The organism is Alcaligenes sp. Me129, from assembly GCF_050487245.1.
Taxonomy (GTDB): domain Bacteria; phylum Pseudomonadota; class Gammaproteobacteria; order Burkholderiales; family Burkholderiaceae_B; genus Alcaligenes; species Alcaligenes phenolicus.
In genome coordinates this window covers 203,511-219,507 of record NZ_JBKQGX010000003.1, presented here as the reverse complement: position 1 = coordinate 219,507, position 15,997 = coordinate 203,511, and the positions used below count along the sequence as shown (strand labels likewise).

The following is a 15,997-nucleotide window of genomic DNA, read 5'->3' as shown; positions in this document are numbered from 1 at the left end:
GTTTCCTTTATGTAGCGGGGTGTGTTTCTTTGCTTTGATTAAGGCAAATAGAAATTGGATTGAGTCGCGTTACTGTCTATTTGCCCGTGTAAAAACCGTTAGATCATGGGTGTTGGTAGGCCTTGATCACGTCATCAATAATCAATTTCAGCGAGGTGACACTGGCGGCAGTTACGTACCAGGCTTCGGCATTGGCAAATACCACACGGCCGTTTTGCCAGGCTTTGGTTTCACGCAGCAGCGGGTTGCTCAGGCTGTCGGCGTTCAGGGCAGGGCGACGTTCCATTACGGCGGTACGGTCGATGATGTAAATGATGTCCGGATTGGCTTGCTGGATGAACTCGCTGGAAACAGGCTGTCCGTGCAGGCCGGTTTCTACCGTCGGGCTGGCAGGCTGTACGCCCAGCGCATTGAATACAAAACCGTAGCGGGACTGCAATCCGAAGGAGCTGAACGAGCCGTTGTTATGCAGAACAATCAGGGCTTTTTCAGGACGATCCTGGGTGATTTCTTTGGCCTGGGCGACTTTGGCATCCAGCTCGGCCACTTTTTGTTGGGCCAGCTCTTCTTTCTTGAAAAGCGAGCCCAGAGTCAGCAGGTGAGTCTTGATGACTTCAATGTGATTGACCTGGCTATCGCGGTAATCCACGTCAAAGTGAATGGTGGGGGCGATCTGGCTCAGTTCCTTGTAGTGATTGGCTTGCAAGGAGGTGATCAGAATCAGGTCCGGTTTGGCGGCGTACACCTGTTCCACATTGGGTTGCACAATTGCGCCGGTGTCCTGGATTTCAGGGGCATTTTTATACTTGTCTAGGAATGCCGGGATGAAGTCTTTGGGCATGCCCACCACCGGGACACCCAAGGCATCCAGAAAATCCACTTCGTTCATGTCCAGCGCCACGACGCGTTGTGGCAGCTTTTCGATGCGTGTCGAGCCCAGCTTGTGTTCGACCACAATCGGTTCATAGCGGGCACTGGCCTGCGGGCTGACGGCGGCTTGCGGTGCCGGGGTTTCCGCCGCTGCCTGGGTCTTTTTCTCGCAGCCTTGCAAGGCAAAGCTGGCGGCCACAAACAGGGCTATCAGCCCGTATCTGTGTTTGGCGATCATGCTAGTTCTCCTGATGGGGTGAAGTAATTGCACAGGCGGCCACGCTTGCTGTGCGTAATCTCGAAATCCAGACCATAAAGTTCGGTCAGCCGTGCTTGCGTGATGACCTCTGACACCGGTCCTGCGCAGTACAACGCACCGTTTTTCATGGCCACAATGTGATCGGAATAGTTGGCGGCAAAGTTGATGTCATGCACCACCAGAATCACGGTACGGCCGTACTCGTCACAGAGCCGACGCAAGGCGCGCATGATCTGGACGGCGTGCTTGATGTCCAGATTGTTCAGCGGCTCATCCAGCAGCAAATAATCGGTTTGCTGGGCAATGGTCATGGCCAGAAAAGCCATCTGTCGCTGGCCACCGCTCAGCTCGTCCAGATAGGACTGGCGCAAGGGTTCCAGCGATAGAAACTGAATAGCGTCGGAGATGGCTTGTTGATCTTCATCCGTCAGCACGCCCCGGCTATAGGGGAAGCGGCCAAAGGCGACCAGTTCTTCCACGGTCAGGCGCAAATTGAAATCAGGAGATTGGCGCAAGGTGGCTACCCGGCGCGCATAGTCGGCAATACGTATATCCGCAATGTTGCGGCCGTCCAGCTGGATCTGGCCTTCGTCGGTCTCCAGCAAGCGGGCGATACTCATCAGCAAGGTGGTTTTGCCGGCACCATTGGGGCCGATCAGGGAGCTGAGCTGTCCGGCGGGGAACTGTGTGCTGACCTTGGAAAGCACGGTCTTGTTCTTGTAGTGTTTGGAGAGCTGACTGATCGTAATCATGCTGTGCCTCGGGTACGAACCATCAGTCCCAGAAAGTACGCGCCACACACCAGGTTGACGAGTATCCCGACGGTCGTGCGGTAATTGAAAACATGTTCCACTGCTATCTGCGCCAGCAAAAACATGACGATGGCGATGGCGCAGCCTAGCGGCAGCGTGATTCGGTGTCGGAAGCTGCGGGCCAGCGCATAGCTGGTGTTGGCTACGAAAATCCCCATGAAGGCAGTGGGCCCGAGCAGGCTGGTGGAAATAGCCACCAGGGCAGCAATCAGTGCCAGCTGGATGCGCACGGTACGGCGATAGTCGACACCTAAAGAAATGGCTTGTTCGCGGCCCAAAGACAGCACGTCCAGCGTGGGCAAGCTGCGCAGGCTGCCCAGGCAAATGCCCCCCACCAGAAGGGCGGAAACCAGCAGTTGCAAAGGCTCGGCCCGGTTAAAGGACGCCTGGCTAAAACCCAGCAAAATGGAGAACTCGCCGGGGCTGATCTTTAGCTGCACAAACTGGGTGAAGGTGCTGATGATCATGGTCAGTACCAGCCCCATCAGCAGCAGGAAATACACATTGTTCTTGCCCTGGCGAAACAGCCAGTGATGGATTGCCAGCGAGTAGGCCAGCATCAGCACAATGGACAGCACCACATTGCCATTGGCGCCCAGCATCACCAGACTTTGTGTGCCCAGTAGCAAAATCAGCAGGGACTGGAACAGCAGGTAAACCGCTTCGTATCCCATGATGGCGGGTGTCAGAATCCGGTTGCCGGTCATGGTCTGGAAAATAATCGAGGACCAGGCAATGCAGATGCCGCCAATGACCATGGCTGCCAAACGGTTCAGGCGTTTGGGGATGATGTAGTCGAAGTCCAGGCCGGAGCGATAGAACACAAAGCTCAGTGCCAGCACCAGCAATAGTATCCAGACCAGATGTTGCCGTTTCATCGGTTCCTCCAGAAGATCAGGAACAGAAACAGCACGCCACCCACGCCACCGGCGGTCAGGCCGATGGGGACTTCAAACGGGTAGATAATGAGGCGGCCCAGAATGTCGCAAGCCAGCAGCAGGCAGGCACCGCCCAGCGCCACAATGGGCAAGGTACGGCCCAGGTTGTCGCCATAGCGCAGCGCCACCAGATTGGGGATGACCAGGCCGATAAAGGGAATGGCCCCTACGGTAATAACAGTGGCCGAGACGGTAACCGCAACCAGTATCAAACCCAGGGCCACGGTGGCGGAATAGTTCAGGCCCAGGCTGGTGGCCATGCCTTCGCCCATGCCCAGCACTGTGAAGCGATGCGCATACAGATAGGTGAGCAACACAATGGGCAGGATCAAATAAATGATTTCGTAGTTGCCCTGCACGATCTTGGAAAAGTCGCCCAGCATCCAGCCCTGCATGCTTTGCAGAATCTGATGGTGGTAGGCATAGAACTCGGCAATGGCGCTAAGCACACCGCCATACATCAAGCCAATCACCGGTACCAGCACGGTGTTCTTGAAGCGGATGCGGCGTACCACAGCGATGAAGATCAGGCTGGAGGCAAAGCAGAACAAGAGGGCAAACAGCAGCTTGCCCAATGTGCCGCTGGTGGGGGCCAGAGTCAGGGCGATCAGAATGCCCAGCTTGGCGGCATCCAGCCCGCCCGAGGTGGCCGGTTCCACAAATTTATTGCGCACAATGTGCTGCAAGATCACCCCGCAGACAGACAGGCCTATGCCACTCAAGACCAGTGCCGCCAGACGGGGCAGGCGGCTGGCGCTCAGTGTCAGCCAGGCATCGCCTGAAAAACTCCATAATTGTGCCCAACTGATTTGCCGTGCACCTATCAGCAAAGACAGGCTGCACAAGATCAGAAACACCAGCACAAAAGATCTAGCTCGCATCACACACCGTTATTCTGGGCTGCGGTGGCAATACGCCATCCTTTGGCGGCATGACGCTGGTTCAGGAAGTGGGCATAACGGCCTTGGGTTTCGCGCAGTTGGGCCGGCGGGCCTTGCTCGATAATCTGGCCGTTTTCCAGCACCACGATTTGATCGGCCATGGCTACGGTAGAGAGCTGATGAGCAATCACGATCAGGGTACGCTTGCCACGCAGACGGGCCAAAGCCTGGGCAATGGCTGCCTGGTTTTCGGCATCCAGTGCGGCAGTGGCTTCGTCCACCAGCAAAATGGGGGCGTTCTTGAGCAGAGCGCGCGCAATGGCGATGCGTTGACGCTCGCCCCCGGACAGGCGGGCCCCGCCTTCGCCCACCGTTGTGTTCAGACCTTCTGGCAAGCGCGCGATGATTTCGCTGACACCGGCTTGTTCCACCGCTTCCATCAGTTCGGCCTCGGTTGCATCCGGTTTGCCCAGGCGTATGTTCTCGGCAATGCTGCCTGCGAACAGATAGTCGTCCTGAAAAATCTGGCTGATTTGCGTGGCCAGTACGGGGCTGCCGATCTGGCGTACATCCACGCCTCCTATGGAGACACTGCCCTGGCTGACATCAAAGAAGCGGGCAATCAGACGAGCCAGTGTGGTTTTGCCTGAGCCGGATTCCCCGATCAAGGCCACCATGCTGCCAGGTGCAATGTTCAGGCTGACGCCATTCAGTACATCGGGCTTGTCGGCGGCATAGCGGAAATGCACATTGTTCAGCACAATCGAGCCGTCGCTTGGAGTTTGGGGTGAAGCGGGCTCGGGCAGGGGCTGAACGGCAAACAGTTCTTGAATCGCATCAAGTTGGCCGCGTGCACCGCGCAGCACTTCACCGTAGCTGGCCACTTCCAGCAAGGAGTCGATATAGCGTGCGCTCAGCAGCAAGGACACGATGACGGCGATGACTTCTGCACTGCTCAGGCCCAGACCCGTATGGCTGTTTAGCCAAAGCGTGGCGGCAATCAGCAAGGCCGCAAAGGCTGCTTGTACGGCCCAGGCATTGAGTACCGCCGAGGCCGTGGATTGCCAGATCAGTTTCTTACCCGCCTGGTGTTGGCGTTCAATCGCTTCTTCCAGCAGACGGGTGCCACCGCCTTCGCCATTGAAGGCACGCAGCACGGATTGGGCTTGGGCAAACTCCACCACGCGCTGGCTGGCATGGGCGAAGTGGGCCTGGAAGGCATCATCAGCCTTGCGTCCCAAATGGGCGGTCAGTGCCAGAACACCCGCCAGCAAAGGCAACGCGATCAGGGCAATCAAACCCAGCGGCCAATGCAGAATGAACAGCGCCACGACCAGCACAAGCGGCGTCACAACTCCGGCGATCAGCGGGGTGAAGACGTGTGCAGGCAATTGGGCCACCGACATCATGCCCTGGGTGACGATGTGCCCCAGCCGCGCGGTGTTTTGAGCGGAGAACCAGCCTACGGGCAGTTGGGCGATATGTTCGCCCAGACGATGCCGGCCACCTTGCAGGATGGCGGCCCCAACATTTACACCCGCTTGCTCCACATGGCGGCGCCAAGCCCAGCAGACAGCCACGCCAAGCAGCAGGACCAGCAACCAGCCGCCTGCTTGTTTGGGTTCGCCATTGAGCAGATGAGTGAAAACGGGGACCAAGGTAGTCATGGTCAGGCCGCACAGCAGACCGTATAAGACAGCCATCCAGCTATAGCGGCGGAAAATGGGGGCATCCGTACCCAGCAACTGAATCAGGGTCTTTAGCATGATGTGTCCTTGGAACGGTTGTCGTAGCCACCCAGGGTCCAGAGCCGTGCGTAACGGCCTTGTTCAGCCAGCAGGCTGGTGTGACTGCCTTGCTCCACAATCGCGCCGTCTTCCAGCACCAGAATGCGATCCGCGTGCATGATGGTGTCCAGGCGGTGAGCAATGACCAGCAAGGTGCGGCCTTGGGCAAAGCGTGACAGAGCATCTTGAATAGCCACTTCATTGCTGGCATCGGCAGCGGCGGTGGCTTCGTCCAGCACCAGAATGGGTGGGTCCAGCAGGACAGCGCGCGCAATGCTGACGCGCTGACGCTCGCCGCCCGAGAGTTGGGCGTCTTCACCCACGACAGAGTCGTAGCCACGAGGCAGGGTCAAGATACGGTCGTGAATATTGGCGGCGCGAGCGGCATCTTCAATCTCTTGCTGACTGGCCGAGGGGCGGCCCAGCGCAATGTTCTCGCGCACGCTGGCATTGATCAGGCGCACCTCTTGCAGCACAAAGCCAATGCGGCGGTAAAGTTCGGTGGATTCAATCTGGCGTAGATCGGCTCCGCCCAGGGTGATGCGGCCCTCGCTGGGGTCAAAAAAGCGCAGTAGCAGGCGGGCGATGGTGGATTTTCCAGAGCCGGAAGAGCCCACAATCGCGGTGACTGTGCCCGGTTCCAGGGTGAAGCTGATATTGCTGAGTGCCTGATGGCCTTCGCCGTAGGCATAGCTGACGTTTTCGACTCGCACTTCGTGATTTGCCGGGACTTGTTGCTGATCAGTGCTCAGCGGTTCCAGTACGGGTGTTTTCATCAAAGCTTGTACGCGCTGTGCCGCACCCGTTGCGCCACCCAGATCGTGCAGCAGGGTATGCAACAAGAGCAGGGGGGCGCAAATGCCGGGAGCCACCAGGGCGAAGGGCAGAATGTCTACCGGGGCAATCCAGTTCAAATAGCTGAAGAGGGCACCGAAGATCAGCACGACACCTAGAACCGTGACTGGAGCGATCATGGCATGGGCGTGAGCCATGCGGGCCACCAAAGGGCGGGCAAAGTTCAGAAAGGCGTTGGCAAAGCCATCCACGGCCTTGCTATAGCCGCCATGTGCCTGCCCATTGGAACCAAAGGCCTTGACCACGGGAATGCCGCTGACAAATTCCACGGTGGCACTGTTCAAGCGGCCCAGCTTTTCGACAAAGCCCTGCATGTTCGCGCTGCTGGCTTTCATGGCGTGGCGCAAAAACAGGAAGAAACCGGGGAAGGGCAGTAGAGCCACGATGGCCATACGCCAGTCCATGACGAACAGGTACAGCACCGAGATCGCAATGGCACCGACGGCGCGGCCGACCGAGGTGTAAAAGTGTGCGGTCAGGCTGTGCAGGGTGGCGATGTCATCCTGCATGGCTTGTTTCACTTCGCCTGAAGCCTGGCCGGTAAACCAGCCTAGTGGCACCTTGGCTAACCTCTGGGCGGCACTCAGACGCAGACCGCGTGTCAGCTGATTGTCGGCCAGGTGGGCCAGCAGCTCGCCTGCCGAGATCAGGGCCAGGCCTGCAAACATGCTGATGATGCTCAATAGCACCGCCCAGCCTATATCGCCTTGCAGCTCGCCAGACAGGGTATTGCCCAAAGTCAGCTTGGCGATATGGGCGATTCCGGCCAAAGGCACCAGGGTCAGCATTGAACCCAAGGCCGCCAGAACGGCGGCAACAATCAGACGTGAGCGTATAGAGCTGAGGATCTGGCTGATGGGGCCAGGCTCTTTACGCACGTCCGTAGCAGTTTCACGAGTGGTCATGAGCGGTGGTAAGTATCTAAAAAGCCGGAGAATTCGGCTCTTCAATATAAGGTATTGAGAATCATTATCGATAATGTAATCTAAATTTTGAATTAGTGGAACCTATTAAACTAAATAGGAAAGGCGGCAGAATATTTTTGTGTTCTGTTTGTCACAATGCACAAAAAAACAGGCCCACCAAGTCGAGCTTGGGGGCCTGCTGGTTTGCATGAAGGACGGTTTATTGAAGGGGCGGACCGCGCTGCAAGCAAGGGAATGGCTTGCAGCCCGTGAGTACCTTCAAGAAAAGGGGGGCTAGTCGTGTTTGCCGCCGCAGCACACACTCCACCATTTGCGGCGCGAGGTGTGGCCGATGCCAGGGTTGAAGGTGTTGGTCGGGTCCAGCTCGCGATAGAAACCGGCCAGGGCAGGTTTGGCGATATACAGGTGGCCAACATTATGCTCGGCCGGGTATTCGGCACGGCGTTCATCCAGCAACTTCCACATGCGGTGTTCCATATCCAGAGGAACCACGCCTTTTTTGACGATGTAGTCCTGGTGGAATACGTGGCACAGGAAGTGGCCGTAATAGAGCTTGTGGACGATGTCTTTTTCCATATCGTCCGGCAGTTGCTCCACCCATTCCTTGTCATTACGGCGCAAGGCAATGTCCAGCGCCACAATATCTTCCACGCTGTCGGGATGTGCCTCGCGGTAGCGGATGGCGGCACCGGCAATGGCAAAACGGTGCAGAAAGGCTTTGCGACCTTCTTCGGCATCGCACTCGAAATAGGCACCTTGCTGGCTGCCTTCAAATTGCTGGCTCAGAAATTCGCGCGTGGCCTGCGCGGTGTCGTTGGAGACGCGCAGCAACAGGTGATGCTCGAAACGGTCGCGCCATTCACGCATGCGTGGCGGCAGGTGGCTGGGCAGGCGGTTCATGATGGCCTGGATTACGCGATCAGTGACGCCGCGCCAGCCAAAGCGCTCAAAAAAGCCATCCACACGGCTTTTCATGGCAAAGGCGGATGGCACTTTGGCGGTACCAAAACGGTCGATCAGCAAGAAGGTGTCTTTGCCGTATTGCTCGCCAATATCGTAGGCGGTGCGATGGATGTACTCGCCCGCGATAGGCAGGCGGGGCAGTTCCGTCAGCAGATGGCGGCGCACAGCCGTGAGCTCGTCCGGGTCATTGGTGCCAATGTAGAAAACAGTACTGGCTTCTTTGGGGAAGGTATCCAGACGCACGGCAAAAATGCACAGCTTGCCGGCCGAGCCGGAGGCTTCGTACAGGCGTGAAGGGTCGGCATTGAAACGGGCCGGGGTCTGGGCATCCACATCGCGCACATCGTCGGCGTAGCGTGGGTCGCTGGCCTTGCGTTCCGGGTCGTTGATGATATCCGCAACACTGTATTTGCCTTGCTCCAGGCGGTTCAGAATTTCTTCCGGGGTATCCCCCAGATTGATGCCCAGGTGATTGACCAGTTGCAGGGTGCCATCGTCCAGCACTTGCGCGTACAGCGTCAATTCCGTGTAGGCCGGGCCGCGTCGTACCAGCGCACCGCCGGAGTTATTGCAAACACCGCCCAGCACAGAGGCGCCGATACACGAGGAGCCAATCACCGAGTGGGGTTCACGCTCCAGGGGGGCCAGGGTCTGTTCCAGACGGTCCAGCGTGGCACCGGGCAGGCAGACAACTTGCTGGCCATCGTTGATGACTTGTATGCCTTGCAGACGCATGGTGTTCATCAGCACGATGTCGCGGTCGTAGTCGTCTCCGTCGGGGGTGGAGCCGCCTGTCAGGCCGGTGTTGGCCGCCTGCATGATCACGATGCAATCGGCAGCGACAGCGGCTTGCAGGCTGCGCCATTGTTCCAGCAGCGTTCCGGGCCGCACAACGGCCAATACCTTGCCTTCACCCGTGCGATGGCCCTTGCGGTAACGACGCGTGCTGCGGTCGTCCGTCAGGACGTGAGGGTTGCCGACAATAGAGCGCAGTTGCTGCAACAAATCCGCAGCGCTGGTGGAAACTGACATGGTCAAGACTCCTGTACAAGCAGGTCAGAGGTGATCTGGGAAATGCTGCTGACACTGGTCAGTGTCATGGCGACCCGAATTTCTTTTTCAATCAGGCCCAGCAGGTGGTCCACGCCGGATTGCCCGGCGGCGGCCAAGGCATAGATGTAGGCGCGGCCCAGCATGGCAGCGTCGGCACCCAGCGCAATCATGCGCACCACGTCCAGGCCACTGCGGATACCCGAATCTGCCAGAATCTTGATCTGGCCTTTGACGGCATCGGCAATGGCAGGCAGCGCGCGTGCCGAGGACAAGACGCCGTCAAGCTGACGGCCGCCGTGATTCGAGACGATGATGCCATCGGCACCAAAGCGCACGGCATCGCGGGCGTCATCGGGGTCCAGAATGCCTTTGATCAGCATGGGGCCTTTCCAGAATTCGCGTATCCACTCCAGATCCTTCCAGGAAATCGAGGGGTCAAAGTTCGCGCCCAGATAACCCATATAGTCTTCCAGACCCGTAGGCTTGCCCAGGTAGCGCGAGATATTGCCCAGATCGTGCGGGCGACCCAGCAGACCGACATCCCAGGCCCAGCGCGGGTGCATGACAGCCTGTGCATAGCGACGCAGAGCGGCATTCGGGCCGCTCATGCCCGAATGCGCATCGCGGTAACGAGCGCCGGGTACGGGCATGTCTACGGTAAAGACCAAGGTGCTGCAGCCTGCAGCTTGCGCGCGTTCCAGTGCATTGCGCATGAAGCCGCGGTCCTTCAGCACATACAGCTGAAACCACATGGGCCGCTTCAGGCGCGGCGCAACTTCCTCGATCGGGCAGACTGACACGCTCGACATGGTGAAGGGAATGCCATGTGCATCGGCTGCCTGGGCAGCCTGGACTTCCCCTCGACGCGCGTACATGCCTGTCAGACCTACCGGGGACAAGGCCACCGGAATGGACAGTTTTTCACCAAACAGCTCAATGCTGGTATCGAGCTGGCTCATGTCCTTCAGGACACGCTGGCGCAGGGCGACATTGGCCAGATCGTCCACATTGCGGCGCAGCGTGTGCTCGGCGTAGGCACCGCCGTCAATGTAGTGGAACAGGAAAGGAGGCAGTCGTTTTTGGGCGGCACGCCGGTAGTCGGTCGAGGAGGAAATAATCATGGCAGGGTCGGGTCGGATAAGACGGAAGGAGGGGTTTGCAGGCGCGCGGCACGTTCGCGGCGTGCAAGGTCTTCGTCAGCCTGAAGAAGGGTGTTGCGTACGTAGCCCAGGTGTTCGTTCACAACGTGGCGTGCTTGAGCGGGATCGCCATCAACAATGGCTTTGACCAGGGCTTCGTGTTGCGCCGTCAGATTGACAATGGTCTCGGGGGAGTCATGCACGAACATGATGATGTCCCGGTTTTGCGTCACGCTGCTGAGCACCAGATCAAACAGGCCCCGCATGACCTGAACCAGCACCAGATTGTGCGAGGCTTCGGCCACGGCCAGGTGAAACTGGGCATCGGCGCGGGCGGACTGCACGGTATCGCCGCTTTGCTGGTAGCGAATCATTTGCTCGAAGCATTGCAGGATCTTGTCCTTGTCTTCGGGCGAGGCACGCAGGGCGGCGTGCCAGGTGGTACTGCTCTCCAGAGCAATGCGCGCTTCCAGCACGTCGTAACGGTACTGGGGATCGGACAGCATCAGGGCGGCCAGCGGGTCTACCGAGCGCTGGGTCCATTGGGGCGTTTGGGAGGCCAGGTAAGTGCCTGAACCTACCTGACTGCGCAAAATGCCCTGGCTGTTCAGTTGCTGAATAGCCTCGCGCAGCGATGCACGCGACACATTCAATTGAGCTGCCAACGTACGCTCGGCAGGCAGTCTTTGCCCGGCCTTGAAATCGCTGGATTGAATCAGCGCCAGCAATTGTTGGGCAACGTGATCAGAGAGGCGCATAGTTCTTGAGATACCGGAAAAATAAATCTGCAAGGCACGCGTATACGCGCCTTGCAGATGAAGGATGAGGGCGTGCCCTTAGGGAATCATCCAAGGTAACACATAGGCTTGCAGGGTAGTCAGCAGGCCAATCAGAACCGCAAAGATCAAGCTGTGTTTCACGGTAAAGCGGAACAGATCGGATTCTTTACCGGCCAGACCCACTGCCGCGCAGGCAATGGCGATCGACTGGGGCGAGATCATCTTGCCGGTCACACCACCTGTGGTGTTGGCGGCCACCATCAGCACTTCAGGCAGACCCAGCTGCTGTGCCGTGGTTGCCTGCAAGGCACCAAACAAGGCGTTGGCAGAGGTGTCGGAACCAGTCAGGAACACACCAATCCAGCCCAGGAATGGCGAAAAGAAGGTGAAGGCTTTGCCGGTGTGAGCCAGGGCCAGCGCCAAAGTTGCGGACAGGCCGGAGTAGTTGGCGATAAAGGCAAAGGCCAGCACCATGCCAATCGAGTAGATCGGTACAGCTAGTTCCTTGAAGGTTTCGCCCAAGGTTTCCACCGCTTTTGCCGGTTTCATGCGCAAAAAGAGGATAGTCAGCAAGGCGGCAATCAGAATGGCGGTGCCGGTGGCAGAGAGCCAGTTAAAGGAGTAGACCGCGCCATACGGAGTGGCCGAGGCCACGACGGGTGGAGCCTTGTCGACCAGATTGTGCAGGAAGGGCACAGGAATGTTCACGATGGTCGACGCCAGCGGGCCATTGGCAGCAAACAAGGCTTTGAAGGGCTGCACACTCCAGATCGTGACCATGGCAGTCAGGATGATGAAGGGCGACCAGGCTTTGATGATGCGGCCAGTGCTCAGCACGGTAGGGGCCTGATCGGCCAGATTGTCCTGAGCAGGCGAGCCTTCTTGTGTTTCAAAACGGAAGATGCGCTTGGGTTGCCACACTTTCAGGAACAGAGTCAGCACAACCAGGGAAACCAGAGCCGAGGTAATGTCCGGCAGCTCGGGGCCAATGTAGTTGGCGGTCAGGAACTGCACCAGCGCGAAGGAGCCGCCACCGACCAGTACGGCAGGCCAGGTTTCCTTGATACCGCGCCAGCCGTCCATGATGGCCATCAGCCAGAACAGCACGATCACCGTCATGAAAGGCAGTTGGCGACCAGCCATCTGGCCGATTTCAAAAGGATCAATACCCGATACCTGACCGGCCACGATGATAGGAATACCCATGGCACCGAACGCCACCGGGGCGGTATTGGCAATCAGGCACAGACCGGCCGCGTACAAGGGGCGGAAACCCAGGCCAGCCAGCAAGGCGGCAGTAATGGCAACGGGCGCACCAAAACCGGCTGCCCCTTCCAGGAAGGCGCCAAAGCAAAAGCCCACCAGAATCAGCTGCAGGCGCTGGTCAGGCGTGACGGACAGGATGGAGGCGCGAATGATGTCGAACTGACCGGTCTTGACCGAAATCTTGTACAGAAAAACGGCGGCCACAATGATCCAGGCGATCGGCCACAGCCCATAGAAAAAGCCATACACCACCGAGGCCAGCGCAGTGGAAACCGGCATGCGATAGAAAAACAGGGCAACGCCCAGGGCCAGCAAGACGGTAATCGTCCCTGCCAGATACCCCTTCATGCGCAACTTGGTCAGGGCCAGGAAAAAAAAGATGATCGGAATAAGGGCGATCAGTGCCGACAGCCAGATATTGCCGGTGGGATCGTATTGCTGCAGCCACGCTTGTTGCATGTTGTTCTATCTCCGCAGGAGCAAATGGGAGGCGCTTGTATCGCAAGCGAGCCTGAAGGTCGTTAAATTGGTCTGACCATTTCTTGAGATCGTCAAGAACAGAGCGCATTGTATAGAAAGGATTATTTTATTGAATCTAAGTGTTTACCCTAACAATTCAAGAATAAACAATTTTTTATTCAATTAATTGGTCTGACCAATTTAGGTGAAAAACCAAAAATGAGAGGTGGAACGGGCAGGGGCTGTCACACGGTTTTCAGGCGTGAAAAGTCTCTTTTCCTGACTATTTTTGCCAGGATGGGGCGGGAGGAATCGGGTTACGCTGTTGCTCGTTCAGGTCGATGTCTTGCGACTTCATCAGCAGGAACACTCGCTTTGCAAAAAATGATATTGAGAATCATTATCGTGGATGTAAACTAGGCTTCTAATTAGTAGAGTTTCATAAATTAAATAAGAGGCAGTGGCAGTACTACCGCGCTGCTGTCATCAAAAGGGTCAACATAGATATGCCAACCCCTCAGGCGCCCGCGCCACGCGGACGTCCTCCCACCATCACCCGAGCACGGATTGCCGACGCTGGTATTCAGATTGGCCTGCCCAACATCACTTTTGTGGGGGTAGCGGCTGCTTTGGGTGTCAGCCAGATGGCGCTGTACAAGCATGTGGGCAATCTGGAAGGGCTTAAACAACTGGTGGCCGAAGAAATTTTCAGCCGCTGGCAAGTGCCTCGAGCCACTACTCCGGTTCAAGGCAGCCTGGAAGACTATCTGCAGCTGTTCAGTGCGGCGACACAGGCTTTTGTGAAAGCCAATCCGGGCATCACGCCCTATGTGATACGCAGGCTGGTGGCGACTCCTTCCATGCTGGACAAGATCCGGGAACATCAAGAGCACATTGCTCAGGCTTATGGCGTGTCCTTCGAGCGCTCGCGTTACTTGATGGGAACGGTGGCCTTTCATTGCCTGGCGGTTGCCGATACGGTCTATGCCGTGGCTGGCCGGGAGCCACGTGCAGCCGTGGAACGGGTCGTGGAGGAGGTCGAGATGGAGGGCATATTGCAATTGGGCATGACAGCCCTGATTCAAGGAGCTTTAGCAATGAGTGAGCAAGACATTTCTCCTGACTTTTCCACCCAGTTTCTGGATACATCCGCTTTGCCGATAGCAAGGGTGCGCGAGTTCCCCTTGACCCTGGAGCTGGCCACGCAATGGCTGGACGATATGGAAACCCTGATCAAGGCCGAAAAAGAGTTCGTTCTGGTCTACGAAAGCCTGCCCGATCCTTCCACTCCCGGCGACCCGGAAGGGCGCAAGAAAGCGGTGTTGTGGTTAAAGGCACATCGTGAAGGCTTCGGTCGTTATTGCCGCGGGATTGTGATGATGTGCGATGACCCTGCCAATCTGCCTGCCCTGCAGGAGATGGTGCGGCCTTTGGAAAAGGTCTATCGCGTACCCGGGGGTGTGGCCTCCAGCCCCGACGAGCTGCGCGCTTTCATCCAGCAGTGGGTGACAGCAAGTTAGGACATAACAGACAGTAGTCCATCGCCTGATAGCGCTTTGCTTCAGGTTTCAAAGCCGCTGCGTCTCCGGGTTGAGAGGCAGCGGCTTTGTTATGGACAATCTTTCGCTGAACTGTACGTGTTTTCCCGTCTAGTCTCGGTTTTTCTTTGGTATGACAATAAAAACATTGTCATAACAATAAGTATTGGTCACAGGAGCAAGTACGTGAAAGATCCACATTGTCATTCCAGTAGCATCCTGGTGGAGCGCCCGGCTAAGGTCGCTTTTGAAATCATGTCCGATGGCATCTTGCAAGGTCAGTGGGCCTGGGGCAGTGCGAATCGCAGCGAAGTGGAACCGGGTCTGTTCATGGGGACCTCGGTCTTTAGCGGCCAGGAAACCTATGTGCGCCTGAATGTGGACGCAGACCGCTTTCAGGTGGATTACGAGGTGGGCGCCAGCAAGGAGGCGATGCAGTTTCGTAATATGTCGCGCGTTATCCCAGGCGAGGTGCTCAAGCTGGGCGCAGACAAATGTGTAGTGAGCTTGCTGACCTGGCGTTTGGCTACACAAAGCGATGCGGCATGGGAGCAAATTTCCTGTGTCCATGAGGCCGAGATGTTTCTGATCAAAGGCCTGCTGGAACGCGAATAAGAAGATGGCTTACTGGCAGGGGAACCAACGATTTTCTGTTGATACCGCAGGTGGAACACAGCACGTAGGGAGAGCCAGCAGCAGAGTGTCATCAACAGGGATGAGATAAAAAAGTGAGTACAAAACCACTGTATGAGCAGCTTGCCGACAAGCTGACCCGCTATATCCAGGACGGTCGCTTGAAGCCCGGCGACCGCTTGCCTACGGAGGCCGAGCTAGGGGGGATGTTTGGCGTCAGCCGCATCACCGTGCGCCAGGGCCTGGCGATCTTGACGCGCAATGGCTTGATCGAGCGTTTTCCCAGCCGAGGCTCCTTTGTGCTGGAACGCAAGAACACCGGCTCCTGGGAGCTGAGCTCCATCAATGATCTGGTGCAGTTGGGCAAAGACACCACCACCCAGATTGCCAGCTGGGGGCTGGTCGCCCCGCCAGCAGACATTGCTGAGTTTTTCGCTTCCGATGAGCCGGTTTATAAGCTGCAAGCGGTGCGCTACAGGTCAGCGGTGCCCCTTTATTTTGCTGAGAACTACTTGCTACGCTCGATAGGAGAACGTATCGAGCAACAGGCTCTGGAAACACACACCATGGTAGAGATGCTGACTGGCGTGCTGAACGTGCCCATCAAGCATGCGCAAGAAGAGATCAGCATGGCCAACGCGTCGGCAGACATGGCCAAGCAGCTCTGGATCAAGGAGAACCAGGCCGTGATTGTGCAGCGTATTGATCTGTTCAATACCGATAACAAACCGGTGCAAAGCGGCAAGGGCTGGTGGCGCAGCGAGCATTTCAAGCGACGCTTCAAACTGAACTACGACTAAGCCCGCGGCCTGGCACCTGGCCAGACCTTGCCGGTATGC

13 protein-coding genes are annotated in these 15,997 nt (G+C 57.4%); 3 read left to right on the top strand and 10 right to left on the bottom strand.

Annotated elements, in window-relative coordinates; all coding sequences use genetic code 11:
• Positions 1-103: 103 nt before the first annotated feature.
• The 10 genes from ACLPGZ_RS04975 to lldP all read right to left on the bottom strand — a co-directional run bounded on the left by ACLPGZ_RS04975 (position 104) and on the right by lldP (position 12,987).
• Positions 104-1,108, bottom strand: coding sequence for a siderophore ABC transporter substrate-binding protein (locus ACLPGZ_RS04975; protein WP_429641007.1), 1,005 nt, complete (start codon positions 1,106-1,108; stop codon positions 104-106).
• Positions 1,105-1,881: an iron ABC transporter ATP-binding protein gene (locus ACLPGZ_RS04970; protein WP_239055070.1), complete on the bottom strand. Its 777-nt coding sequence runs from the start codon at positions 1,879-1,881 to the stop codon at positions 1,105-1,107. Before ACLPGZ_RS04970 ends, ACLPGZ_RS04975 begins: the two co-directional genes overlap by 4 nt.
• Positions 1,878-2,819, bottom strand: a complete 942-nt coding sequence (locus ACLPGZ_RS04965; protein ID WP_239055071.1) for an iron chelate uptake ABC transporter family permease subunit — start codon at positions 2,817-2,819, stop codon at positions 1,878-1,880. Before ACLPGZ_RS04965 ends, ACLPGZ_RS04970 begins: the two co-directional genes overlap by 4 nt.
• Entirely contained in the window at positions 2,816-3,760 is a 945-nt protein-coding gene (locus ACLPGZ_RS04960) for an ABC transporter permease (RefSeq protein WP_083054233.1), read from the bottom strand. The genes ACLPGZ_RS04965 and ACLPGZ_RS04960 overlap by 4 nt, the downstream gene beginning before the upstream one ends.
• Positions 3,760-5,526 carry an ABC transporter ATP-binding protein gene (locus ACLPGZ_RS04955; RefSeq protein ID WP_239055072.1) on the bottom strand — a complete coding sequence of 589 codons (1,767 nt, stop codon included), beginning with the start codon at positions 5,524-5,526 and terminating at the stop codon, positions 3,760-3,762. Before ACLPGZ_RS04955 ends, ACLPGZ_RS04960 begins: the two co-directional genes overlap by 1 nt.
• Positions 5,520-7,307, bottom strand: coding sequence for an ABC transporter ATP-binding protein (locus tag ACLPGZ_RS04950; protein ID WP_239055073.1), 1,788 nt, complete (start codon positions 7,305-7,307; stop codon positions 5,520-5,522). The genes ACLPGZ_RS04955 and ACLPGZ_RS04950 overlap by 7 nt, the downstream gene beginning before the upstream one ends.
• A 294-nt stretch (positions 7,308-7,601) precedes the next feature.
• Complete coding sequence (gene dld / locus ACLPGZ_RS04945; RefSeq protein ID WP_239055074.1) at positions 7,602-9,323, bottom strand: D-lactate dehydrogenase; 1,722 nt, start codon at positions 9,321-9,323, stop codon at positions 7,602-7,604.
• Positions 9,324-9,325: 2 nt separating this feature from the next.
• Positions 9,326-10,465: an FMN-dependent L-lactate dehydrogenase LldD gene (gene lldD, locus ACLPGZ_RS04940; RefSeq protein ID WP_026484948.1), complete on the bottom strand. Its 1,140-nt coding sequence runs from the start codon at positions 10,463-10,465 to the stop codon at positions 9,326-9,328.
• On the bottom strand, positions 10,462-11,241 hold the full coding sequence (lldR, locus tag ACLPGZ_RS04935) for a transcriptional regulator LldR (protein ID WP_009462556.1): 780 nt from the start codon (positions 11,239-11,241) through the stop codon (positions 10,462-10,464). Before lldR ends, lldD begins: the two co-directional genes overlap by 4 nt.
• Before the next feature lie 78 nt (positions 11,242-11,319).
• Positions 11,320-12,987: an L-lactate permease gene (lldP, locus tag ACLPGZ_RS04930; protein WP_035271369.1), complete on the bottom strand. Its 1,668-nt coding sequence runs from the start codon at positions 12,985-12,987 to the stop codon at positions 11,320-11,322.
• Positions 12,988-13,493: 506 nt separating this feature from the next.
• Between lldP and ACLPGZ_RS04925 the strand changes: the two genes are divergently transcribed.
• From ACLPGZ_RS04925 to ACLPGZ_RS04915, 3 genes are all read left to right on the top strand, one after another.
• Positions 13,494-14,507 carry a TetR/AcrR family transcriptional regulator gene (locus tag ACLPGZ_RS04925; RefSeq protein WP_411762634.1) on the top strand — a complete coding sequence of 338 codons (1,014 nt, stop codon included), beginning with the start codon at positions 13,494-13,496 and terminating at the stop codon, positions 14,505-14,507.
• Positions 14,508-14,711: 204 nt separating this feature from the next.
• Positions 14,712-15,140, top strand: a complete 429-nt coding sequence (locus ACLPGZ_RS04920; protein ID WP_083054229.1) for a hypothetical protein — start codon at positions 14,712-14,714, stop codon at positions 15,138-15,140.
• A 113-nt stretch (positions 15,141-15,253) separates the two neighbouring features.
• Positions 15,254-15,958 (top strand): GntR family transcriptional regulator, encoded by a 705-nt coding sequence (locus ACLPGZ_RS04915; RefSeq protein ID WP_035271366.1) that lies wholly within the window; start codon positions 15,254-15,256, stop codon positions 15,956-15,958.
• Positions 15,959-15,997 lie beyond the last annotated feature (39 nt).

What these genes read in the sequence shown, in the direction of transcription:
- ACLPGZ_RS04925 (WP_411762634.1), top strand. Translation starts at nt 13,494, where the DNA reads ATGCCAACCCCTCAGGCGCCCGCGCCACGCGGACGTCCTCCCACCATC.
- ACLPGZ_RS04965 (WP_239055071.1), bottom strand. Translation starts at nt 2,819, where the DNA reads ATGAAACGGCAACATCTGGTCTGGATACTATTGCTGGTGCTGGCACTG.
- ACLPGZ_RS04960 (WP_083054233.1), bottom strand. Translation starts at nt 3,760, where the DNA reads ATGCGAGCTAGATCTTTTGTGCTGGTGTTTCTGATCTTGTGCAGCCTG.
- ACLPGZ_RS04975 (WP_429641007.1), bottom strand. Translation starts at nt 1,108, where the DNA reads ATGATCGCCAAACACAGATACGGGCTGATAGCCCTGTTTGTGGCCGCC.
- dld (WP_239055074.1), bottom strand. Translation starts at nt 9,323, where the DNA reads ATGTCAGTTTCCACCAGCGCTGCGGATTTGTTGCAGCAACTGCGCTCT.
- lldP (WP_035271369.1), bottom strand. Translation starts at nt 12,987, where the DNA reads ATGCAACAAGCGTGGCTGCAGCAATACGATCCCACCGGCAATATCTGG.
- ACLPGZ_RS04950 (WP_239055073.1), bottom strand. Translation starts at nt 7,307, where the DNA reads ATGACCACTCGTGAAACTGCTACGGACGTGCGTAAAGAGCCTGGCCCC.
- ACLPGZ_RS04970 (WP_239055070.1), bottom strand. Translation starts at nt 1,881, where the DNA reads ATGATTACGATCAGTCAGCTCTCCAAACACTACAAGAACAAGACCGTG.
- ACLPGZ_RS04955 (WP_239055072.1), bottom strand. Translation starts at nt 5,526, where the DNA reads ATGCTAAAGACCCTGATTCAGTTGCTGGGTACGGATGCCCCCATTTTC.
- lldR (WP_009462556.1), bottom strand. Translation starts at nt 11,241, where the DNA reads ATGCGCCTCTCTGATCACGTTGCCCAACAATTGCTGGCGCTGATTCAA.
- lldD (WP_026484948.1), bottom strand. Translation starts at nt 10,465, where the DNA reads ATGATTATTTCCTCCTCGACCGACTACCGGCGTGCCGCCCAAAAACGA.